Source organism: Camelimonas sp. FR25 (assembly GCF_059740505.1).
Genome location: NZ_JCAWFG010000087.1, coordinates 27,623 through 50,108, shown reverse-complemented (window position 1 = coordinate 50,108; position 22,486 = coordinate 27,623). Strand labels below are relative to the sequence as shown.

The 22,486-nt window shown below is 67.3% G+C and carries 19 protein-coding genes and 1 pseudogene; 8 read left to right on the top strand and 12 right to left on the bottom strand.

Annotation, left to right across the window (positions count from 1 at the left end):
• Positions 1-59 precede the first annotated feature (59 nt).
• The 6 genes from AC6A67_RS12615 to AC6A67_RS12590 all read left to right on the top strand — a co-directional run bounded on the left by AC6A67_RS12615 (position 60) and on the right by AC6A67_RS12590 (position 7,300).
• Entirely contained in the window at positions 60-1,895 is a 1,836-nt protein-coding gene (locus AC6A67_RS12615; RefSeq protein WP_498036901.1) for an amidohydrolase, read from the top strand.
• Positions 1,896-2,119: 224 nt separating this feature from the next.
• On the top strand, positions 2,120-3,484 hold the full coding sequence (locus tag AC6A67_RS12610; protein ID WP_498036900.1) for a cryptochrome/photolyase family protein: 1,365 nt from the start codon (positions 2,120-2,122) through the stop codon (positions 3,482-3,484).
• A gap of 153 nt (positions 3,485-3,637) precedes the next feature.
• Positions 3,638-4,960, top strand: a complete 1,323-nt coding sequence (locus tag AC6A67_RS12605) for an NAD(P)/FAD-dependent oxidoreductase (protein ID WP_498036899.1) — start codon at positions 3,638-3,640, stop codon at positions 4,958-4,960.
• Positions 4,957-5,775: a DUF1365 domain-containing protein gene (locus AC6A67_RS12600; protein ID WP_498036898.1), complete on the top strand. Its 819-nt coding sequence runs from the start codon at positions 4,957-4,959 to the stop codon at positions 5,773-5,775. Before AC6A67_RS12605 ends, AC6A67_RS12600 begins: the two co-directional genes overlap by 4 nt.
• Complete coding sequence (locus tag AC6A67_RS12595) at positions 5,772-6,644, top strand: sigma-70 family RNA polymerase sigma factor (RefSeq protein ID WP_498036897.1); 873 nt, start codon at positions 5,772-5,774, stop codon at positions 6,642-6,644. Before AC6A67_RS12600 ends, AC6A67_RS12595 begins: the two co-directional genes overlap by 4 nt.
• A complete protein-coding gene (locus AC6A67_RS12590) occupies positions 6,641-7,300 on the top strand; it encodes a ChrR family anti-sigma-E factor (protein ID WP_498036896.1) in 660 nt (219 codons plus the stop codon). The genes AC6A67_RS12595 and AC6A67_RS12590 overlap by 4 nt, the downstream gene beginning before the upstream one ends.
• A gap of 170 nt (positions 7,301-7,470) precedes the next feature.
• Here AC6A67_RS12590 and AC6A67_RS12585 read toward each other — a convergent pair whose 3' ends face one another.
• From AC6A67_RS12585 to AC6A67_RS12555, 7 genes and pseudogenes are all read right to left on the bottom strand, one after another.
• Positions 7,471-8,673 carry a glycosyltransferase gene (locus tag AC6A67_RS12585; protein WP_498036895.1) on the bottom strand — a complete coding sequence of 401 codons (1,203 nt, stop codon included), beginning with the start codon at positions 8,671-8,673 and terminating at the stop codon, positions 7,471-7,473.
• A 77-nt stretch (positions 8,674-8,750) separates the two neighbouring features.
• Positions 8,751-9,668, bottom strand: a complete 918-nt coding sequence (locus AC6A67_RS12580) for a glycosyltransferase (protein WP_498036894.1) — start codon at positions 9,666-9,668, stop codon at positions 8,751-8,753.
• 39 nt (positions 9,669-9,707) lie between these two features.
• Positions 9,708-11,165, bottom strand: a complete 1,458-nt coding sequence (locus tag AC6A67_RS12575; RefSeq protein ID WP_498036893.1) for a DegT/DnrJ/EryC1/StrS family aminotransferase — start codon at positions 11,163-11,165, stop codon at positions 9,708-9,710.
• 2 nt (positions 11,166-11,167) lie between these two features.
• Positions 11,168-12,205, bottom strand: coding sequence for a GHMP family kinase ATP-binding protein (locus AC6A67_RS12570; RefSeq protein ID WP_498036892.1), 1,038 nt, complete (start codon positions 12,203-12,205; stop codon positions 11,168-11,170).
• A gap of 493 nt (positions 12,206-12,698) precedes the next feature.
• Positions 12,699-13,001, bottom strand: coding sequence for a helix-turn-helix transcriptional regulator (locus AC6A67_RS12565; RefSeq protein WP_498036902.1), 303 nt, complete (start codon positions 12,999-13,001; stop codon positions 12,699-12,701).
• A 72-nt stretch (positions 13,002-13,073) separates the two neighbouring features.
• Positions 13,074-13,403 (bottom strand): annotated as a pseudogene (locus AC6A67_RS12560) (AraC family transcriptional regulator); the annotation flags it as partial.
• Positions 13,404-13,415: 12 nt separating this feature from the next.
• Complete coding sequence (locus AC6A67_RS12555) at positions 13,416-13,580, bottom strand: hypothetical protein (RefSeq protein ID WP_498036891.1); 165 nt, start codon at positions 13,578-13,580, stop codon at positions 13,416-13,418.
• 278 nt (positions 13,581-13,858) lie between these two features.
• Here AC6A67_RS12555 and AC6A67_RS12550 point away from each other — a divergent pair, with 278 nt between their 5' ends.
• Entirely contained in the window at positions 13,859-14,614 is a 756-nt protein-coding gene (locus AC6A67_RS12550; protein ID WP_498036890.1) for an SDR family NAD(P)-dependent oxidoreductase, read from the top strand.
• A gap of 379 nt (positions 14,615-14,993) precedes the next feature.
• Here the strand turns inward: AC6A67_RS12550 and AC6A67_RS12545 are convergent, their stop codons facing one another.
• Positions 14,994-16,472: a pyridoxamine 5'-phosphate oxidase family protein gene (locus AC6A67_RS12545; protein WP_498036889.1), complete on the bottom strand. Its 1,479-nt coding sequence runs from the start codon at positions 16,470-16,472 to the stop codon at positions 14,994-14,996.
• Positions 16,469-16,954, bottom strand: coding sequence for a pyridoxamine 5'-phosphate oxidase family protein (locus tag AC6A67_RS12540; RefSeq protein WP_498036888.1), 486 nt, complete (start codon positions 16,952-16,954; stop codon positions 16,469-16,471). The genes AC6A67_RS12545 and AC6A67_RS12540 overlap by 4 nt, the downstream gene beginning before the upstream one ends.
• Before the next feature lie 253 nt (positions 16,955-17,207).
• Here AC6A67_RS12540 and AC6A67_RS12535 point away from each other — a divergent pair, with 253 nt between their 5' ends.
• The gene (locus AC6A67_RS12535) at positions 17,208-18,059 is read left to right on the top strand and encodes an arylamine N-acetyltransferase family protein (RefSeq protein WP_498036887.1); all 852 of its coding nucleotides are present in this window, start codon (positions 17,208-17,210) and stop codon (positions 18,057-18,059) included.
• Between the two features lie 68 nt (positions 18,060-18,127).
• Here the strand turns inward: AC6A67_RS12535 and AC6A67_RS12530 are convergent, their stop codons facing one another.
• The 3 genes from AC6A67_RS12530 to AC6A67_RS12520 form a co-directional block, all read right to left on the bottom strand.
• Positions 18,128-18,583, bottom strand: a complete 456-nt coding sequence (locus AC6A67_RS12530) for a PaaI family thioesterase (protein ID WP_498036886.1) — start codon at positions 18,581-18,583, stop codon at positions 18,128-18,130.
• The gene (locus AC6A67_RS12525) at positions 18,580-19,272 is read right to left on the bottom strand and encodes a TetR/AcrR family transcriptional regulator (RefSeq protein WP_498036885.1); all 693 of its coding nucleotides are present in this window, start codon (positions 19,270-19,272) and stop codon (positions 18,580-18,582) included. Before AC6A67_RS12525 ends, AC6A67_RS12530 begins: the two co-directional genes overlap by 4 nt.
• A 94-nt stretch (positions 19,273-19,366) precedes the next feature.
• Positions 19,367-22,465 (bottom strand): efflux RND transporter permease subunit, encoded by a 3,099-nt coding sequence (locus tag AC6A67_RS12520; protein ID WP_498036884.1) that lies wholly within the window; start codon positions 22,463-22,465, stop codon positions 19,367-19,369.
• Between the last annotated feature and the right edge of the window lie 21 nt (positions 22,466-22,486).

Below are 22,486 nucleotides of genomic sequence, written 5' to 3'. Positions count from 1 at the left end.
AGCAAAACGCGCCCGCGCCTTGATTGCGCGTCGCCTGTAAGGGGGAAGACGACATGTGCATGTCCTGCAACTGGGCGGAACACGTCGCGGCGCTGTTACAGAAGAACACCCGCGCACGCCCGACCGCCGACCGGCGCGCGGTGTTGCGACTGGGCGCGGGGCTAACCCTGGCGGCCTTGCCGGGCTTCGCCGCCATCGAATCAAGCGCCCAAACCGGCGCCAGCACCACAGGCGCGCATCAGGGCGCCGCGCAGGCGGATGTGGTGTTTCGCAATGGGCCCATCTACACGCTCAACAGCGCCGGCCCGTGGGCGGAGGCGCTCGCGGTCACCGGGCGCGACATCACTTATGTTGGCGACGACGCAGGCGTGGCCCGCTTCATCGGGCCAGGCACCCGGGTGATCGATCTCAAAGGCCGCCTGCTGACGCCGGGCTTTGTCGAAGGACACACCCACCCTTTTCTCGGCGCCTTTTTGACCACGGGGGTCGATCTGCAGGTCGCCACGCTGCAGGACGCGCTGGCAGCGATCGCCGCTTACGCCGCAGCGCACCCGGGAGGCCCCGTGCGCGGCTTCGGCTGGCGTGTCGACATGTTCCCGCCGGAGGGGCCGACACGCGCTGAACTCGACCGGATTCTGCCCGACCGGCCAGGTTTCTTCTTCGCCATCGACGGCCACAGCCTGTGGGCCAACAGCAAGGCGCTGGAGATGGCCGGGGTGAAACGCGATACGCCAGACCCGGTCCCTGGCTTCAGCTATTACGCGCGCGACAGGGACGGCGAGCCGACCGGTTATGTGCTGGAGGTCAACGCCGTGTTGGGGCTGGTCAATGCGGTGCAACCGATCACCGCCGAGGCCATGGCCGGCTTGCTTGAGCAATGGCTGCCGAAAGCCAGCGAGGCTGGCATCACCACGGTGTTTGACGCCGGCGTGCCGCCTGTTGGCGATGACCAGGGCGCGCTCATCGAGATTTACGCCGCCAATGAGCGGGCGGGCAGGCTGCCATTTCGCGTGGCGGCGTCCTATTCGGTGAAGAGCCCGCCGGTTGATGACGCCGTCGACAGGCTGCGCGCCTTGCAACAGCGTATCGCCACCGAGCTGGTGCAGGTCAATGTGGTCAAGATCGTCGGCGACGGCTCCCAGGGCGGCTACACCGCCTGGCTACTTGAGCCCTATGCCGACAGGCCCGATTCAACCGGCGCGTCACCCTTCAGCCTGCAGCAATGGCAGGAATTGATAGGCGCCGTGGACGCCGCGGGCTTCGACGTGCATGTCCACGCCTGCGGCGAACGTACGGCCCGGGTGGCGCTCGACTGCATTGAGCTGGCGATGCGACGCAACCCGCCGCGCGACCGCCGCCACACCATCGCCCACCTTGTCTATGTCGAGGGCGACGACAACCGGCGCTTCGGCCAGCTTGGCGTCACCGCGCAATTCTCCGCCAATTGGTCATCCGCCGACCCGGACACCATGCAAAACATGCTGGAGCGCTATGGTCCGGCGCGTCAGAGCCGCATGTATCGCACCAGGACAATCCTGAAGCAGGGCGGCAGGGTGTCGTTCGGCACGGACTGGCCGGCGGCAGGGTATTTCTCCACCTACCGCCCGCTCTACGCCATTGAAGTCGCCGTGACGCGGCAATTGGTCGGCCGCCCGGACGCGCCCGTGCTGCAACCGCTCGATGAGCGCCTGACCGTGGCCGAGGCGATCCACGCCAACACCATGGGCGCCGCCTGGCAATTGCGTCTCGACCATCTGGTGGGATCGCTGGAGGTTGGCAAGCGCGCGGATCTCATCGTGCTCGACCGCAATATCCTCACCTGCCCACCGCACGACATCCACAAGGCCAGGGTGGAGCTGACCATGATGAACGGCACGGTGCGACACGAGGCGTGACGGCGGCCTCATGCGGCGGGCGAGGTTCCCTTGTCGCGGCGGCGAGGGCTGGGCGTCGTTGCTTTCTCTGCCAACAGGCCTGATCCGCCGGGCGCCAGACGCCGTATGGTGAGCATCGCCACCGCCTGGTTGGTTGCGGCCAGCGTGGCGCAGTTTCGCCTGCCATGCCCTCTTAACCTCTTCCCGCCGGGCGTCTCCTTGCCTTGCCAAATCTGGATAATGCCTTGACGGTCATCTGCTGGTTCCGACGGGTCGCGCGACTGGGCGACCACCCTGCCCTTGTCGCCGCCGCCGAGGCCGGGGCGGTGATCCCGCTTGTCGTGCTCGATCCGGAGGAGGCGCAGCGGCGACCGGCCTCGGCGGCGCGCCAGACCGCCGCGCTGGCGCCGCTGGCCGCTGCGCTGGCCCGGGCGGGCAGCCGGCTGATCGTCAGACGCGGCGCGCCTCAGGACGTGCTCAGGGCGGTGATGCAGGAGAGCGCGGCGCGCGAAATCCACACCACGGCGGGATTTCCGTTCGCCGCGGATGCCCCCCTGCGCGAGGCCTTTCCTGAAGGCGTGCTGCATTTTCATGACGGCGGCGAGCTGACGAGGCCGGGCGCGCTCCTCACCGCGTCGGGCACGCCTTTTCGTGTGTTCACGCCGTTCTGGCGCGCCCTGCGCAGCAGGCCCTCGCCTGCGCCCTTGCCGGTTCCGGTGCTCAGGGCGCCGGCCAGCTGGCCGGCCAGCGATGGTCTCGACTGGCCCGAGGCCCGCGCCGCCATGAGCCGGGGCTGGCCCGTGGTCATGGCCGGCATTGACGGCGGCGAGGCCGCGGCGATTGACCAGCTCGACCGCTTTCTCATTGACGCCGCCGCGCACTATCCGGCAAGGCGCGACGCGCCGTGGCGCGCCGACGCGACCTCCGGCCTGTCGTCAGCGCTGGCGGTCGGCGAAATCAGCGCCCGTCAGGTCTGGCGGCGCGCCATGGCCAGCGAGGCGGCGGACAGCGTTGGCGTTGAAGCGTTTTTGCGTCAGTTGGCGTGGCGGGCCTTTTCGCGGGAGCTCTATGCGGCGTTCCCGGATCTCGCCAGCCACAATTGGCGCGACGGTTGGCAGTCGTTTCCGTGGCGCGACGACAGCGTGGAAGCGGAGGCTTGGCGTCAGGGGCGCACCGGCGTGGCGCTGGTCGACGCCGGCATGCGCGAGCTGTACGCCACAGGCCGCATGCACAACCGCGTCCGCATGGTGGCGGCCAGCTATCTGACCAAACATTTGCTGACCGACTGGCGCGTGGGCCAGCGCTGGTTTGAAGCTACCCTCGCCGACTGGGACCCAGCCTGCAACGCGGTCAACTGGCAATGGGTCGCCGGCTGCGGTCCCGACGCCTCGCCGTTTTTCCGCATTTTCAATCCAGAGCGCCAGGCGGCGCAATATGATCCAGCCGGCGCCTATCGCGCTTACTGGCTGGACGACGACGCCGCCGGCGCTCGGGCTTATGCCGCCGCCATTCCTTCCGCCTGGCGACGCGCTCCTGCCCCGCGCCTTACCCCCAACCTCGACGCCGGCCGCCGCCGTGCCCTCGACAGCCTCAGGTTAGTACGCCGGTGACGCCGCGCGGCGGTGCAGCCCGCCCACGCCAGGCGGCGCTTTGAGGGCGTCACACCGCGAGAGGCGACAAGAGGCGACAAGACGTCTGCGCGTCCTGGTGATCCACCCCGCCCCGCCCCGCGTAATGCAGCAGGCAAAGTGGGGAGAGCGTTTGTGCCAGTTTCAGGGTTTTCAGGACAGCGTCGGGTTGCGGTGATTGGCGGCGGCGTCGCCGGGTTGTCGGCCGCGTGGTTGCTGGCGCAAGGCTGCGACGTCACGCTGTATGAGCGCGCGCCGCGCGCCGGCGGTCACGCCAATACGGTGGTGGCGCAGCGGCCCGATGGGCCGGTCAGCGTCGACACCGGCTTCATCGTCTATAACGACCGCAATTACCCCAATCTGGTGGCGCTGTTTGATGCGCTCGCCGTGCCGACCCAGGCGTCCGACATGTCCTTCGCCGTGTCGTTGCAGGGCGGCGCGGTGGAATATTCCGGTAGCGGGCTCAATGGCCTGTTCGCCCGGCGGCGCAACGCCGTGTCGCCGCGCTTCTGGCGCATGCTCAGCGATCTGCGCCGGTTCTATCGCGCGGCGCCGCTGGCGCTGCAGGATCCCGACGCCGCCTCCGCGACGCTCGGCGATTACCTCGTCGCCCATGGCTATGGCGCGGCGTTTCGCGATGATCACCTGCTGCCCATGGCGGCGGCGATCTGGTCGTCGTCTCCCGCCGATATTCTGTCGTTCCCGCTCACCACTTTCGTGCGGTTTTTCGACAGCCACGGCCTGCTCAGCCTGAGCGACCGCCCACAATGGCGCACGGTGAGCGGCGGCAGCGTAAATTATGTCGACCGTATCACCGCCGTGCTCGGCGAGCGGGTGCGGCTGGGGGCGCCGGTGACCCACGTCCGCCACTCGGGCGGGCGTCACATCGTGCGCGACGCCGCTGGCGCCGAGGACAGCTTCACTGACGTTGTGTTCGCCACCCATGCCGACGCCATTCTGCCCCTGCTGGCGGCGCCGACCGAGGCGCAACGCAGCGTGCTCGGCACGTTTCGCTATAGCGACAACACCGCCGTGCTGCATGGCGACGCCTCCTTGATGCCGACGCGCCGGGCGGCCTGGGCGAGCTGGAACTACCTCGGCGCGCGGCGCGACCGCAGCCTGATGGTGAGCTACTGGATGAACCGCCTGCAGGGTCTGCCCGGCTCCGATCTGTTCGTGACCCTCAACCCACTCCAGCCGCCGCGCCAGATTTACCGGACGGAACACTATCGTCACCCGGTGTTTGACGCCGACACGCTGGTGGCCCAGCGCCGGCTTTGGGCCATCCAGGGCCAGAACCGGCTGTGGTTCTGCGGCGCCTGGTGCGGCTATGGCTTCCATGAGGATGGCGTGCAGGCGGGCCTCGCCGTGGCCGAGGACCTCGCTGGCCTGAAGCGGCCATGGTCGGCGCACCCGGCGGATGAGCGCATTTTCCGCCATCCCGGAGGGATAGCATGAACGCCGATGCCCGCATTGGCTCCGGCATCTATGTCGGAAAGGTGTCGCATACGCGGCTGCGGCCACGGCGGCATCGCCTGCGCTACGCCGTGTTCTCCCTGTTGATCGACCTCACCGATCCGGCGCCGCCCCGGCTGCGACTGTTGCGCCGCAACCGCCCGGCGCTGCTGTCGTTCTGGGATCGCGATCATGGCGATGGCGGCGAGGATGTGGTGGCCTGGGCGCGTGCGCTGCTGGCCGAAGCCGGGCTGGACGCCAGCGACGGGCGCATCCTGGCGCTGTGTTACCCGCGGCTGTTTGGCTATGTATTCAACCCGTTGACCGTCTATTTCTGCCAGGATCGTCATGGCGCGCTGCAGGCGATCCTGTATGAGGTGCACAATACTCTGGGGGAACGCCACACCTATGTGGCGCCAGTTCGCGATGGCGCGCGCGACCCGCGCACCGGCGTCATCCGCCAGCAAAGCGAGAAGCGTTTCTACGTCTCGCCATTCATCGCCATGGCCTGCGTTTACGACTTCCACATCACGCCGCCGGGTGAATTGGTGCAGGTGCGGATTCATGAGCATGACGCGGAAGGGCTGCTGCTCTCCGCCAGTTTTAGCGGGCGCCGCAACCCGCTGAGCGACGCCAATCTGCTGCGGGCCCTGCTGCGTTACCCGCTGATGACCCTGAAAGTGACAGGCGCGATTTACTGGCAGGCGCTGCGCCTGTTGCTGAAGCGCATTCCCTGGCATGCACATCAGCCGGCGCCACAGCGCTTTGGCCATGGGCTCGCCCAACCGCCCGGCGACCAGGGGAGGAGCGACCGATGAGCCGCGCCCAACAGTTCCGCGCCGGCGGCGCGCGTAGCCGGACGCAGCCAGTGCGACGGCGCATGGCCCAGGCGCGCCAGACCGCCCTGGCGCCCGCCGCCCGCGCAGGCGAGGCGCAATCCGCCGCCATTTGTTTGCTTGACCGTGGCGGCGCCGCCTGGTCAAACAGGGGGGCCGGACCTTCCTCAGCGTCCGCCGGCGGACAGTTGCGCGGGGTGCAGATGCCTGACGTGGAGACCCCGCTGGTTCCGGGGCCGGAGCCAGCGCGCCCGCCAGACGCTGAGCCATGGGAAGCCTGCATGCAGGCGGTGGCCGCCCATCGCGACATCAAGGCCTATGAGCAGCTGTTCCGGCACTATGGCCCGCGTGTCCGGGCCTATCTCACCCGCTTCACTCATGATCAGGCGCTGGCCGAAGAGCTGATGCAGGAAACCATGGCGACGGTCTGGCGCAAGGCGCCGCAATATGACCCGTCGCGCGGCGGCATCTCCGCCTGGATTTTCACCATCGCCCGCAACAAGCGCATCGACGCGCTGCGCCGCGACCGGCGGCCGGAGCTTGACCCGGCGGACCCGGCGTTAACGCCAGAGGCCGCGCCCGACCCGGAAGCGGCCCTGGCTCTCGGCCAGGACGCCGCCCGGCTACGCGAGGAGCTGGCGCGGCTGCCAGCCGAGCACATTACCTTGCTGGAGCTCGCCTATTTTCAGGACCAGTCCCACGCCATGATCGCCGAACGGCTGAATATCCCGCTCGGCACGGTCAAATCGCGCATCCGTCTGGCGTTCGGCCGCCTGCGGGCGGCGCTGGGCGACCGGCCGGCGACATCCGGACGAAGCGGCGACGGCGGAACGAAAGGACGCCAGCCATGACCCATCACGTCAGCGATGCGCTGCTGGCCCGCTACGCCGGCGGCAATCTGGCCGAAGGCTGGAGCCTCGCGGTGGCCACCCATCTCGCGTTGTGCCCGGCCTGCCGCACGCGCCTCACCGCGTTTGAGCGGGTCGGCGGGCAATTGCTCGACGCCCTGCCCACAATTGCCGACGACATGGACGTAGCCTGGGCGCAGCAGCTGGCGCGGTTGCAGGCCGGCGATATGGCCCCCGCCCAGGCCAAGCTGCCTGCGATGTCAGCCGTCGCCGGCCGGCCTACGCCTGGCCCGTTGCGCGACTATATCGGCGCCGATCTCGATCGCCTGCCATGGCGGCGGCTGGGCGGCGGCGCGGCGCAAATCCTGCTGCCGGTGCGCGATGGCGAGACCAGCGTCCGCTTGCTGAAAATTCCCGCCGGCAAGCCCGTGCCTGAACACGGTCACGGCGGGCGCGAACTCACCGTGGTGCTGGAAGGGGCGTTCCGCGACGGCGCGGCGATCTTCCGGCGCGGCGATATTGAGGAAGCCCATGACGATGTGGTGCACCAGCCGATCGCGACCGAGGATGAAGACTGCATCTGCCTCGCCGTCACCGACGCGCCGCTACGCTTCACCAGCCGCCTTGTGCGGCTGATCCAGCCGGTGTTGCGCATCTGACGTTGCGCGCGGCGCCCTGATGCTGCGGTGAGGACGCCGCAGCAAACCGCATCAGCCCAGGGTGGCGTGGTCTTCCTCCCGTGGGCGGCAGGCGGCGCCGCGACTGCCGTGCATTGCGCCAGGGGCATGGCGGATCACGCCACGCCGACGCCAGCGCAGACATGGAACGATCAAACGCGGGCTTGCGCTTGAACGCCGCCCTGAAACACCGGATGCGTGAAGGTGAAGCCGCCCTCTTCGCGATCAGAACGCGCCCAGCCATCGGTGTCCGGGAATGCGTCATTGCGCGCCAGCACCCGGTCCCAACCGGCGATATAGCGCTCATAGGTCAGCACCGAACCACGATGCACCGCCCGGCGCAGAATGCTCTGGCGCTCCACGCCGCTCATCTCGACGAGGCGTAAAAGCCCGGCTTCGATCGACTCCACCGACTCGGGGTCGACCAGCACGGCTGCGCCGCCGATCGCCTCTTCCTGGGCGCCGCCGGCGCTGACCATCGGCACAAGCCCGCGCTGCGCCGCCTCGATCGGCGGCAGGCCAAAGCCTTCCAGCAGGCTGGGCAGCACAAAGCCGGTTCCATTGGCGTAAAGCCAGCGGAGTTGCGCTTCGCTGACATAGCCCAGCGCCCTGACGCCAGGGGTCTCCGCCGCCTTGGCCAGAATGGCGTCGGCGCCGATGCCGCGCGCGCCGCAAAACACATAATCGACGCCACGCTCGAACAGGCCGGAGCGACGGTAGGCCTCGATCACCCGCAGATGGTTCTTGCGCAGCTCCAGCGCGCCGACCGTTAGCAGAAATGGCCGGTCGAGGCCTGGGCAGGGCTCCATATCGCCGCTCAACACGCCCGGCCGTACATATTGCGCCACGGTCTGCATGAAACGGTACTGGTCGCCATAGCGCTCGCGGAACGCCTGCTGGGTGGCGTCGCTGACAAACACCATGCCAGGGCCGACCTCCCTGATCCGGTCATAGGCCTCGGCATAGAGCCCCGACACTGACGGACCGAACAACTCGGGGTGGCTCACGGGGCCGATGTCATGACACTGGACAATATCCTGACGCGACAAGCCCGATCGAAGAACATAGAGCGGATCAGTGATCAGCCGCGGGGCGCCGCTGCGCGCCGGTCCATCAGGCCAGCGCAACGCGCTGGCGCCGCGCAGCATGCGGATTTCCCACATCATCAGCCGCCCGGCGATACGACGGGGCAAACCATCTGGCGTCTGGCGGCGTAGCATCCGCCAATAACGCACGGCGGAGAAATGCTGCGGTAATTCCTGCAACAGATCGCGGCAAATAACATAAGCGCCCGTGCGATTGATCAGGCCAAGTGAGAAATCCATCAGATATTGGGGTTGGCCCGGGGTGCTCATTGTAACATTCCTCGATCAATCATCCGCAACGTCTCCATGGCGCCGGCCGCAGGCGGACGTTGCAGACCGTCAAACCATCAACTGCGCGCGTCGTCGCGACCGAAGCGGAAACCTTCGAACAGCAGGCCGTAGTCAAACCAGAAGCGCAGATCCCATTCGGCGCCGCCGCCCACCATCAGGGACAGCAGCCCGACCGCCGGCGTCATGACCAGCGCCTTCATCAGCAGCGGGAAACGCCGGCGATCATGCATCAGACCCTTGAGGCGCATGGTGGTGACGCCTTCCCAGAAGGCGCGCGTGTGCACCCAGCGCCTGGTCAGCCGCTCCGCCGGTATCTTGTGCCAGACCCAGAACGAGCCGTCGTAGCGGATGCGCCAGCCTGCCTGTCGCAGCCGGTGCATCACATAGACATCCTCACCGCTGAGCAGAGAGCCTTTCTCGCGACCGAGCTTCGCCGGAAAGCCATCAACGCCCTGCAAGGCCAATTTGCGAAAGCAGCTATTGGCGGCGATCAACTCGAAGCGGTCGCTGCAGTCGCGCGCGCCAGTGCGTTCATTCAGCGACAGATAAACCTTCCAGCGACTGCCTATTTCCGGCGCCGGCAGCGCTGCGGGATAGCGCGGCAGGATGCGGCCGCCGATGGCGCCCCAATCGGCCGCCGCGCCGCCCAGCACCGCCTGCAGATTGTCATGCCAGTCGGGGGCAGGAACCGCGTCGTCATCAACGAAGGCCAGCCATGCCCCGTTTGCCGCCGCCATGCCGGCGTTGCGCGCGGCTGACAGGCCCGGTTCGGCCATGGTCACCAGATTGACCCTGGCGAACTGCGCCGCAAGCGACTCCAGTTCGGCGCGATGGGCGGCGTTGGAGGCGCTGTCGACGAGGATGAGCTCGGTGTCAGTCAGTTCCAGCTGCGGGTGGAGCGCTTCCAGGCATTCGCGCACGTCTGGCGCCCTGTTATGCGTGCAGATAATGACGGACAGGACGGGTGACGCCATCATCAGTTCCTTCGGAGAAAAGGGTTGCGCGTGGCCGGACTATTCCGCCGCGCGTTGAAGCCCCGGTGAGAGCACGCGACGAAAAACACCGGCGATACGACCCACCAGGGCCGCGTCAGTCTTGCGCGAGGTCGGCAGGTTCAGTCCGCTGGCGGAGAGCGCAGCGCTGGCCGGGCAATTGCGGGCGTAACGCCGGTAGGCCGGCATGGCGGACAGGCCGTTGAAGAATGGCCGCAAGTCGACGCCGATGTCGCGACAGCCCTGGATCAGCGCCGCGCGGTGTTCCGGCGGCGCCAGCACGCAGGAGAACCAGGTCACTGGCTGGCAGCGCTCCGGCATGGGCGGCGGCAAGGTCACGCCAGGGATGTCGCCCAGAGCGGCTTCGTACAGGGCATGCGCCGCGCGCCGCATGGCGAGCAGCTCGTCCATGCGTTCGAGCTGCGCGCAGCCAATCGCCGCCTGGATATTGGTCATGCGGAAATTGAAGCCGACCTCTTCGTGCCAGTATTTGCGTTCAGGGCGCATGCCGTGATCGCGCAACATGCGCAGACGCGCCGCAAGATCAGCGTTCCGGGTCAGGCAAACGCCGCCTTCTCCGGTGGTGATGATCTTGTTGGCGAAGAATGAGAAGCTGGCGATATCAGAATAGGACCCGACCGGCGCCCCGTCATAACCCGCGCCATGGGCCTCAGCCGCGTCCTCAATCACATACAGGCCATGGCGCAGGGCCAGATCGCGGATTTCCCGCATGGGGGCGGGGCGGCCGAAGACATGCACCGGCATCACCGCGCGCGTGCGGGGGGTGATGGCCCGGGCGATGGCCTCCGGCGTCACGCACCAGCTGTAGGGGTCGACATCGACGATGACCGGCGTCGCGCCGGCATGGATCACCGTATTGGCCGAGGCGGCGAAGGTCAGATCGGGCACGATGACTTCATCACCGGGGCCGATGCCGAGCGCCGCCAGCGCCAGCTGCAGCGAGACTGTGCCATTCGACGTGGCGACGCCATGGCTGCACCCCATGCGCGTGGCGAAGGCCTGCTCGAACTGGCCGATGTAATCGCCGCTCGACGAAATCCACGTCGACAAAAAGGCGTCGAGCACATGGCGCAATTCGGCGTGGGTGAGATCCGGCTCAGCCACCGGCACAAAGGCCGCTTCCGCATGCCGGCGGACTCCGACCACCCGCCTCGCGTCGTCGAGCACGGGGGTGACTGGCGGCGCGGGCCGCCCGGTCTCAGCCTGCGCCGCGATATCGCCCAGCCGTAATTGCGTGCGATAGGCCCCGGAGCGGACGGCGGCGCGCAGGTCGGCGAGGCTCAGTTGCCGCAAAAAGCGCCCGCCGTCGTCGGTGACGAACAACTCGCCATCGCCATTATCCAGCGCCTGCTCGATGGCGGCCCACAGACCGCTCCCCGACGGACAGACGTAGGGCGCGACCTCATGTGCGCCGGCGACAGATGGCGCAGACGGCATCGGGTGAACATGCGTGGTCATGGTCAGGACACCCTTGCGCAGGCCGTAAGGTAATTGGCGGTGAGGTCGGGGTTGTACAGCACCACTGACGTGCCATCGCGCTCCATGCCGAACGGCACATAGGCCAGCGGGGCCATGGCCTCCATCACAGCGGCGCGGGCTGTCTCCGGCACAAAAGTGAGCAGGAAGCCGCCGCCGCCCGCCCCCAGCAATTTGCCGCCCAGCGCCCCGGCCTTGCGCGCCCGCTCATAGTATTCATCAATAATGGGCGTGGAGACGCAGGGATCCAGCTTGCGCTTTTCCGACCAGGCCACATGCAGCAGATCACCAAAATCGGACAGCGACCGGCTGTGATCGGTCAGGATACGCTCACCCTCATTGACCATGTCATAGATGGCGCGCAGCTCGCGGCGACGCTCGCCAAAATGCGCCACCTTCTTCTGTTCGATCGCATTGGCCGACCGGCTGAAGCCGGTGAAGAACATCATCAGCGAGCCTTCGAGCTCGGCGCGGCGGGCGGGCAGGATATTCAGCGGTTTGACCCGGTAATCGCCGCCCTGATCAAAATCGATCCGGTTGAAACCGCCATGCGCCGCGGCCACCTGATCCTGATAGCCAACGGTCTCCCTCAGCAGCTGCTGCTCGACGAAGATCGCCTCGCGCGCCAGCGCCCCCTTGTGCGACAGCCGGCCAAGATTGGCGAAATAGGCATGCAGGAAGGAGACGGTGAACGCCGAGCTTGAACCCAGCCCGGTGCGCGACGGCAGGTCGGCGTTGTAGATGATCTCATAGCCGCTGTCGCCGTCAGCGCCGTAATGCCGCAAGGATTCACGCACAACCGGGTGCTGTATTTCATTGATGCTGGCCACTTCTTCCAGCATGCCCCAGGCGACGCGATAGTTGAAATCAAACACCGCCGGCAGGCGACGCATCTGCACATAGACATATTTGTTGATGGTGGTCGACAGCACCGCCCCGGGCTCGTTGCGATCGAGCCACGCCGGGTGATCTGTGCCGCCGCCGAAAAACGACACGCGCAATGGGCTTCGGACGATGATCATGGCGATGCTCCACAACAGGCGTCATGCCAGGATGCGAAGATGCTGACGCATCCGCATCCTGAAATGCTCAGGCGCCGCACGGGCTTGGCCAGAACCCGATGAGTCATGCTCATCGGGTTCTGGCGTCATGCCGTCATTCAGGCTTTCCTGAGGCATATTCCTGTTGGGGCGCGCGCTGGCGCAAACTGTGCGTTCGGCGCGGCGTCTAAGCTTTTCGAGGGTGGGGTTAGTCTTTCGGGCGCCCATGAAAGCGCAGCCTGGCGCAATCGGCGCAGCGTGGACACAGCCTTGGCGTACCCTGGCGTGCCCCTGGCTTATGCCGGCACCCGATGAGCATGACAGATCGGGTTCTGGTTAAGCCCGTGCGGCGCCTGAGCATGTCAGGATGCGGATGCGTCAGCATCTTCGCATCCTGGTATCATGTTACCTTGTCAGGGCGAATTTCGCCTTGCCCGCAGCACCTTCAGTCCAATCCTCCTGCCCTTGCCGCCGGTCATCCGGCGCCGGCCCGCGCGAGGCGGGCGTCGCGGCCTGGGGGGCAGGCGAACAGGCGGCTGTAGTCGCGGGTGAATTGCGGCGCGCTGGCGTAGCCAACGGCGTGGGCCGCCTGGGCGACGTTCAGGCCCTGCGCCAGCATCAGGCGGCGCGCCTCGATCAGCCGCAACTGCTTCTGAAACTGCAGCGGCGACAGCGTGGTGATGGCGCGGAAATGCTGGTGGAACACCGGCTCACTCATGCCCGCCGCCGCCGCCAGCTCCTGCACCCGGATGGTGCGGGCGAAGCCATCCCGCAGCATCGCCACGGCGCGGTTGATGCGCATAGCGTGGCTGTCCGCAGCGCCAAGGCCCCGGATCGCCGCGCCATGGCGGCCCGCCAGCAGCCAGTAATGCAATTCGCGCAACAGGCCGGCGCCCAGCGCGGTCATCGCTGCAGGCTCGTCGAACAGCCGCGCCAGCCGCAGCGCCGCATCGGCCACATCCGGATCGATCGCCGCGACCTGCACCGCGCCGGGAGCGCCGGGGCGCACTGGCGCGGCGTCGGCCAGTTCGCGCAATAACGCCGGGTCAAACTCCAGCACCAGCGCGTAATAAGGCGCGACGCGGCTCGCCACCGTCACCTGGCTGACCGTCGGCACGTCGGCGGCGATGACCATCGCCTCCCCCGCCGCATATTCGAAGCTGAAGCGCGCGGTGGTGACGCGCTTGCGCCCCTACAGCAGCATGGCGATCAGCGGCTTCTGAACCGCAATCTGCAGCTCCCCGGGGCGCAGGATGCGGACCACCGACACGCCCTGCGCAGGCGTCGCCGCCACCCCGTCGGGACCGGCGTGGGCGTCGGCATACCGACGACACAGATCCAGAAGATTGGCGGACATGGGATGCTTTCAGGCAAGCCGGGCGATCGCGGGGGGCATTTTGCGCCTGGCGCGCCAGATTGCAATAACTCTTCGGCAGTTGGCGACGTAGGGCTTCGACACTGATTTTTCTTGTAAATTGTCGCCGCCGTCTGGTCGTGGCCCAACCCATGGCGCGCCTCCCGCGCCCGCTCCGGGTGGAGCGCCAGAAGATCGGGCAAACAATCGCGAGGATCAGGCAAGTTTGCCGCTCGCTGGCGCCGCATGTTCAGCGCATCAGACAGCGAAAGGACAGGCTGATGCGCAAAATCGCTCTTATCACCGGCGCCAATCGTGGCCTTGGCCGCAATACCGCCCTCGCCATCGCAGCGCGCGGCGGCGACGTCATCATCGCGCACCGCGGCGCCGCCGGGCAGGCCGAAGCCGTCGTGGCCGAAGCCCGCGCCCTTGGCGCCACGGCCGCCGCGTTACGGCTCGATGTCGGCAAGTTCGCTGAACTTCCTGAGGCCGCGGCGCAGCTTCAGCGCCTTCTGGCGACGCATTGGCGGCGCGAGCGGTTCGATCATCTGGTCAATAACGCCGGCCATGGCGAATTCGCTTTGATCAATGACACGACCGAGGCGCAGTTTGACGGCCTGTTCGATGTGCATGTGAAGGGGGTTTTCTTTCTCGTGCAACGGCTGGCGCCGCTGCTTGCCGACGGCGGTCGCATCATCAATCTGTCGTCGGGGCTGACGCGCATATCCTATCCCGGCTTCGCCGCTTATGCGGCGGCGAAGGCCGCAGTGGAGATGCTGGGCGTCTATATGGCGCGCGAGTTTGGCGGGCGCGGCATTACCGTCAACACCGTCGCGCCCGGCGCGATCGCCACCGATTTTGGCGGCGGGCTGGTGCGCGATAATGCCGACGTCAACGCCCGGTTCGCCGCCATCACCGCCCTTGGCCGGGTCGGCCAACCCGACGACATCGGCCCGATGATCGCCAGCCTGCTGCGCGACGACAATGGCTGGGTGACCGGGCAGCGCATCGAGGCCTCGGGCGGACAGAGCATCTAGCATGCGTCGATCTCTCAGGAACGCCACATGTTCACCGGGTTCATGCAGGGAGCGAATTCTTATCGGTCAAACGAACCGTTTGACCGGAAAGCGCTCTATGAAGAGAGCGAATCCTGATCGGTCAAACGAACCCGTTTGACCGGAAAGCGCTCTATGCAGGGAGCGAATTCTGATCGGTCAAACGAACCCGTTTGACCGGAAAGCGCTCTGTGCAGGGAGCGAATTCGGATCGATCAAACGAACCGTTTGACCGGAAAGCGCTCTGTGCAGGGAGCGAATTCGGATCGATCAAACTATTCCGTTTGACCGGAAAGCGCTCCAGGGCGTCGCCTCCTGAACGGCGGGCCGGCCCGGCGCGCGCTGCAGAGGGTACGCGCCCTCAGGGGGCCTGCTCCAGCTGCGGCGCGCCTGTCATGTCCAGCTGGATCTGGCCGCGACCGGTGCGCAGCAGCCGTATGGGGGCCTGTTTTTCCTCCAGCCGTCGCCGTAGCAGCAGTAGCCGCGTCTCGAGATTGTCCTTGATGTCGGGCATGCGTGGTCCGGCGGCGAGGCGCAATTCGCGGTTGCTGAAGGCGGTGCGGCCATCGGCGAGATGTCGTTGCAACATCAGTTGCAGCAGCGCCCCGGCGACGCCCTTCACGATATAGACGCCGTCGATGAAAATGCTGTCGTCGAAGGCGTGATGCGTCACCTTGATGGGCCGTCCGCCCGCCTGCCGGGCCATCGCCAGACTGGCGGCTGGCGGCGGCTGGGTCTGCTGCGACGGGTTTGGTGGCGGGCCTGGAGGCGGGTTTGGCGACGGGCCTGGCGGCGCAACGCCATCCGTCGCACCGGCGCTGGCGCCGTCGACAGGCTGGGCGTCGCGCTCATTGGCCCACAACATCATGGCGGCATGGCCTGCCAGCAGCTCGAGCGCCGCAGCGCATTCCTCGCTAAAGGCGAGCCGCGCGCGACTCTCCACGAAAACCGCGCCAAGGCTGTGGCCCCGGGCGATCAGGGGCGTCGCCATCTGGCTCATGGCCCCGGTGAGCCGGGGCAGCGCCACCATGCGCCCCGGATCGTCATCGATCGTCGCGCCCATCGCGGCGCCAAAGCGGCGCACCCGGCTGAGGTCGCTGATCCGCACCGTGCGCCCCTGCGCCATGGCGGCGCCAACCAGCCCATCGTGCTCGCTCACTTCAGAGCCAATACCGGGCGGCGTATAGCCCATGCCGCCTGTGGTGACGAGACGACCGCGACGCTGGTCACGGATCAGCACCAGCGCGTGGTTACAGCCCAGGGTCTCGCGGATCGCCATCAGCAGCGTGTCAATAATCGCCGCCGCGTCGTCCTGCTGCAGGATGGCGCGCGCCGCATCGGCAAGGGCGGGCAAATGCGGCGGCTCCTGCACATGGGCGCCGCCCACCTGTCCGGCCCCGGCGTCATCGCCCCCGTGCGCCGCCAGGCCGAGGGAGGGTTCCGGCGCCGCCACGGCGCTGATCGACTTCACGCGGAAGACGTCGGCGCTCCGCAGGCGCATCACATCCGCCATGCCGGCCTGGGCGCTGCTGGCCGCCAGCTGGCGGGCGATGCGGTCAAACAACGGGCCGTGGTCAAGGGGACGCACGAAGCTGACGTCGAGCGCGAATTGCGCCCCGGTCAGGCCATCGACCAGCAACACCGTCACCTGCGGATTGGCGCGGACATTCGCCGCCGTCTTGGCGAAGAACTGATTGGACAAAGCGATGTGATCGGCGTCGACCCGCACCACATGCGACAGATAGGAGACATTTGGCGTGCCGTCGGCGGCGGCGGTGGCGATCACCGAAGGGATCACCCCGTCAAAGCAGCGTGACAGATCGGCGAGGCGCAGGCTCATGGCGCTGCGCCCGCCGCCGGAGCCACAGCCGCCATGCCGGCGCGCGGGCCTGGCGTCTGCTCATAGACTTCCTCAAGCCGCAGACGCGCCGTCACCAGATCCCGGTCGCACAGCCACAGATCGCTCATCGCCTCCGCCACGCCGAGCCGCGCCAGCTCTGTCTTCGCACGGGCGATGAAGCGCGCAGCGGCGGCGTGATCGGCGGCGTTGGCGGCGCGCAGGGCGGCGCGCCCCTTGAGCTGGTGACAGAGATAATCGGCGGGGCGCACCAGGGTGACCGCCAGCCGGCCATGACCGCGCACATCCGCCGCCAGCGCTGGCCATTGCCAGGCGGAGAAGCAGATGTCGAACATGCGCCCGCCCTCAACCGCCTCCACGCCCACCACCCGCCCCACCGACGGCCGGCCGCCGGCGTCACTGGCCGCCGCCAGCCCCATGAGCGGGGCCTGTAACAACGCAAGTATTGCAGAGTCTGCCTGCATGGGTCTGCTTCAATCAAGGCCATGGGGTGAGCATTGTTTTAGTATGTGGCGGCCGGAGTTGACAATCATTTAGGAAATGGCGGACCCGCCCGACGACTATAACTGTGTCATGCCGGCGGCTGGCCCGGAGGCGCAGCCTGTCGCGCCCTGCCGACGTCGGTGCATGTGTCGCCACAGGACGCGCCTGCCGCTGTCGCCAGGACAGCGCCGCACTGATGGCCAGCCGCAGCTCTTGTGCAAAAGGATGCCCAACATGAACGCCCCGACCCCTGCGCCGGCGACGACCGCCGCGCCCTCGCTGTCGCCGGAACAATGCGCCGCCTATCTGGCGCGCATCGGCGTGCGCCAGCCGGTCACGCCTGATCTGGCGGGCCTGACGCAATTGCACCGCGCCCATCTGCTCAGCTTCACCTGGGAGACGCTCGACGCCTTCATGGGCTGGCCGCAGCAGGCCCCGCCCGCCACCGGCTTTGACAAGCTGGTGCGGCAGGGCCGCGGCGGCTGGTGCTATGAGATGAATGGCCTGTTCGGCGCCGCCCTCACCGCCCTTGGTTTTCAGGTCACCCGGCTGTGTGGCGGCGTTGACCGCGAGAAGCTTGGCCCCATGGCGGTCGGCAATCACCTGACGCTGCGCGTCGACCTTGACCAGCCCTATCTCGCCGAGGTCGGCGTCGGCGACGCCATTCTTTCGCCCACGCCCATGCGCGTCGGCTCACTGCGCCAACGCGGCTTCGCTTATGCGATTGAGCAGACCGACGACGGCTGGCTGCGGTTCCGCAATCACCGGCTCGGCGTCGCCCCGAGTTTTGACTTCCGGCCAGACTACAGTGATGAAGCGGCGATGGCCGCCGCCCACGCCTGGCTGATGCAGGACAAAGGTTCGCCCTTCGCCAATGCGCTGGCCATGTTCCGCCACAGGCCCGACGGCTATGTGGCGCTCAAGAACGCGACGCTGCGCCATGTGACGGCGGGCGGCGTCAGCGAGCGCCAGATTGTCGATGCGCAAGACTTCGCCGCCACGCTGGCCGGGACGCTTCACCTCGCCATTGCCGACGTCGATCAGGTGTGGCGACGCATCAAGCGGGTTGAAACGCGCGCCGCCTGAGCGGCGACGCCAACAATAGCTGCGACGGTGGTATGACGACGAGCCAGCGCCGCGACCGCCTGCCCGGCTCAATGGGCAGGCAGGGACACGGCCTGAAACGCGCCGGTGGCCGAGGCGTGGATCACCCCGTCGGCGCTCTCGATGCGGGCGAGCGTGGTGAAGCTGCGCCCGGCGTCAACCAGCACCTGGGCGATGATCTGGTAAGGGCCCTGGGCGGGGCGCGCCGGCCTGTGGAAGCGCACGGTGAGATCGGTGGTGACGCAGGTGCGATCGCCGTCGAGCAGGGTGCGGACGGCGAGGCCCATGGCGGTGTCGAGCAGGGTCATCGCCCAGCCGCCATGCGCCATGCCCGCGCCATTGTCGTGGCGAGGGCCAGGGGTGGCTTCCATCACCACCTTGCCAGGGTTGGCTTCGGCGATGCTCGCCGGCACAAGGCCGATCATCGTCGGCGGGGTCAGCGCGCCGTCGCGCAGGCTACGTACGAAGGCGAGGCCGGCGGCGTCGGCAGTCATCATGTCAATCATGGCGTGCTCTCCTCGGCCTGCGGGCCTGGGCTGGCGGAAGTGGCGACGCCGAGCGCGACGCGGGCCGCGTCGAGCAATTCAGCGCCGAGGGTGGGATCATTGGTGGCGCGAGCCAGCAGCACGGCGCCGACCATTTGCGACAGCGCGGCCAGCGCCTCGCGACGGGCGGCGGGCGACGGGGCCAATTCTTGCCAGCAGGCCTGTTCTTGCGTAGAGGCCTGTTCTTGCGCGACGCCGGCCTGGGTTGGTCCATCACGCTCTGCGCCAGGTTGCGACGCGTCGGTTAGAAGCTGCGCATAGGTCGCGATGGCGTCGGTGAATACGGCGCGCACCTCCGGGCCATGGCGCGGCGCTTCGGCGGCGAGGGCCGGCAACACGCAGCCATCGCCGGCATCGGCCAGATGCTGTTGCGACAGATAACCTGCGATGAAAGCGCTGCGGCGGCCGGCGCCCTCGGGCAGCCAGGCCTGCCAACGGGCATGGGTATGTTCCAGCGCCGCGCGACAGGCTTCGCCGACCAGCGCCTCTTTCGACGGGAACTGTTTGTAGAAGCCGCCATGGGTGAGGCCCGAGGCGCGCATCAGTTCGCTGATGCCCACCGCCTCTGTGCCATTGCGGCGAAACATTCGGCTCGCCTCCGCCACCACGCGGGCGCGATTTTCATGAGCCTTTGCGCGGGTGACTTTCATGGCGGCTCCGCTCATCAAATTAGATGTTAATCATCATATAAACGCATAATGATGATGGTCAACATCTAATTGCGTGCGTAAGCCTCGCCCTGGCTCAGCCGGCGCCTGCGCCAGCCTCGCGTTCGGGCGCATCGGGCTCATCGCGCGGCCCGACAAGCACGCCCAGCCTGCGCCCCAGCCAGCCCTCCAGGCTGTTGATCAGCAGGAACACCGCCGGCACGAACACCAGCGTCAGCAAGGTGGAGACCATGAGGCCGGCGATGACGGCGATGGCCATGGGCGCGCGGAACTCGCCGCCCTCACCCAGCGCCAGCGCCGAGGGCGCCATGCCAGCCGCCATGGCGATGGTGGTCATGATGATCGGCTGGGCCCGCTTGTGACCGGCGTCGATGATGGCGGTGACCGGGTCGACGCCACGGCGAATGGCTTCCACGGCGAAGTCCACCAGCATGATGGCGTTTTTGGTCACCAGCCCCATCAGCATCAGCATGCCGATCACCACGGGCATCGAGATCGCCATATTACTCAGCAGCAGGCCGAGCATGGCGCCGCCGATCGACAGCGGCAGCGAGAACAGAATGGTGATGGGCTGCAGGAACGAGCGGAACAGCAGCACGAGGACGGCGTAAACCATCATCACGCCAGCGCCCATGGCCATGTAGAAGCCGCTGAACACCTCCTCCATCACCTCGGCGTCGCCGGTCTGGCTGATGGTGACGCCTGGCGGCAGCGACCTGGCTGTTGGGGTTTCAAGCGCCGCAGCGAGCAGTGAGCCCAGAGCGTCGGTGCCGGCCATATTGCCTTCCACCGCCACGCGCACGGCGCGGTCGTAGCGCTCGATCGCCGCCGGGCCCTGGCCAAAACTGATGCTGGCCACCGCCGCCAGCGGCGCCGCCGCGCCGGAGCGGGTGGGCACCTTCAGATTCTCCAGATGGCTCATGTTGTCGCGATAATATTCCGGCAACATCACCCGGATCGGCACCTGACGATCCTCGGCGTTGAAGCGCGGCAAATTCATCCCGGCGTCGCCAATGGTCGCCACCCGCACCGTCTCGGCGATGACGTCCGTGGCGACGCCAAGCTCCGCCGCCACGGCTTCACGCGGCTGGATGCGGATTTCATTGCGGTCCAGCGGCGCGGTCGACATCACCGACACCAATTGCGGGAATTTGGCCATATCGCGCTGCAGTCGCGCCGCCACCTCGGTCACCTGGTCGATATTGTCGCCGCTGACCACGAGGGCCAGATCGCGCTGGCCATTGTCGCGCATGGTCCAGAAACGGATGTCCGGCTCGTCGCGCAGCAATTGCATGATCGCCGCCTCAACCTGCTCCTGCTTGCGGTCGCGCTGCGCCTTCGGCTTGAGGTTGATGATGATATTGGCGGCGCGCGTCTCCTGTTTCGACACGCCCTGGCGGCCGCCGTCAACGAACACCGATGCCACCTCTGGCAAGGTGCGAATGTTCTTCGAGATCCGCTCGGTAGTGGCGATGGTGTCGGCGAGGCGGGCGCCTGGCGCCAGCTCCACCACCACCATGGTGCGCGAATTGTCCTGGCGGGGCAGGAAGCCCGATGGCAGCAGGCCGGCCGAGGCGAGCGAGCCAATGAACAGCGCCAGCCCAAGCGCCAGCGTCAGCACGCGATGCCGCGTCGACCAGCGCACCATCCGCATATACAGCCGCATCAGCCAGCCATCTTCCCTGGCCTGATGGCCGTGGTCGCGCAGGAAATAGGCCGCCAGCAACGGCGTGATCAGCCGCGCCACCAGCAGCGACATGAACACGGATACGGCGATGGTCAGGCCGAACTGCACGAAATAGCGCCCGGCGATGCCGCCCATGAACGACACCGGCGCAAACACTGCGATCAGCGAGGCGGTGATGGCGATGACGGCGAGGCCAATCTCGTCCGCGCCTTCCAGCGCCGCGCGATAGGGCGATTTGCCCATCCGCAAATGCCGCACCACGTTCTCGATCTCGACGATGGCGTCGTCCACCAGCACGCCTGTCACCAGGGTGATGGCCAGCAGGCTCACCATATTGAGCGTGAAGCCCATGGACTCCATGATCCAGAAGGTGGGCAGCACCGACAGCGGCAGGGCCAGCGCGGTGATGATCGTCGCCCGCCAGTCGCGCAGGAAGATGAACACCACAATCACCGCCAGCGCCGCGCCCTCCAGCAGGGTCTGCATGGCCGAGCGATAGCTGCCCAAAGTCATGCCGACCGTGCTGTCCACGAGGTCGAACTGCACCTCGGGATAGCGCGCCTTCAGCGCGTCGATCTTCTTCTGCACCGCTTCCGCCACGGTGGCGTCGCTGGCGCCTGCGCCGCGCGACACGGCGAGCGCGATCACCGGGGCGCCATCGTGGCGGGCGAAGGTGCGCGGCTCCTCATGGCTGTCATGCACATCGGCCAGCTCATCGAGGCGGATCTTGCGCCCGCCAGACAGGGCGATGCTGGTCGCCTTCAATTTGTCGATGGTGTTGGCGGCGGCGAGGGTGCGGATCGATTGCTCGCGTCCGCCGATTTCGCCCCGGCCGCCGGCCATGTCGACGGAGGTGGCGCGCAATTGCCGGTTAACCTCGGCGGCGGTGACGCCCAGCGCCTGCAGCCGGTCAGGCTTCAGCTCCACCCGCACTTCCCGGGTGACGCCGCCGAGCACGGTGACGCCGCCGACGCCGCGCACGCCCTGCACCGCCCGCGCCGCCGTATCCTCAACGAACCATGACAGATCGGCGCCCGTCATCGCCGGGGCCCGCACCGCATAGGTGAGGATGGGCATGCCCATGACATTGACGCGCTGGATCACCGGCTCGTCGATGGAGCGCGGCAGGTCGATGCGCACCTTGGCCACGGCGTCCTTGACGTCGTTCACCGCCCGGTCGACGCCCGTCTCGATGACGAACTGTACGGTGGTGACCGAGGCGCCCTCATTGATGGTCGAGAGGATGTGTTTGACGCCCGCAACGCCGGCGATGGAATCCTCGATGATGCGGGTGACCTGGGTCTGTAGCTCAGCGGGCGACGCCCCGGCCTGAGTCACCGTCACCGACACCACGGGGATGTCGACATTGGGCATCAGCGTCACCGGCAGGCTGCGGAAGCTGAACAGGCCAAGCATGGTCAGCACGAAGAACAGCACGACCGGCGGGATCGGGTTGCGGATGGCCCATGCCGAAATATTCAGACGCATGATGGTGTCCAATGTTGCGTG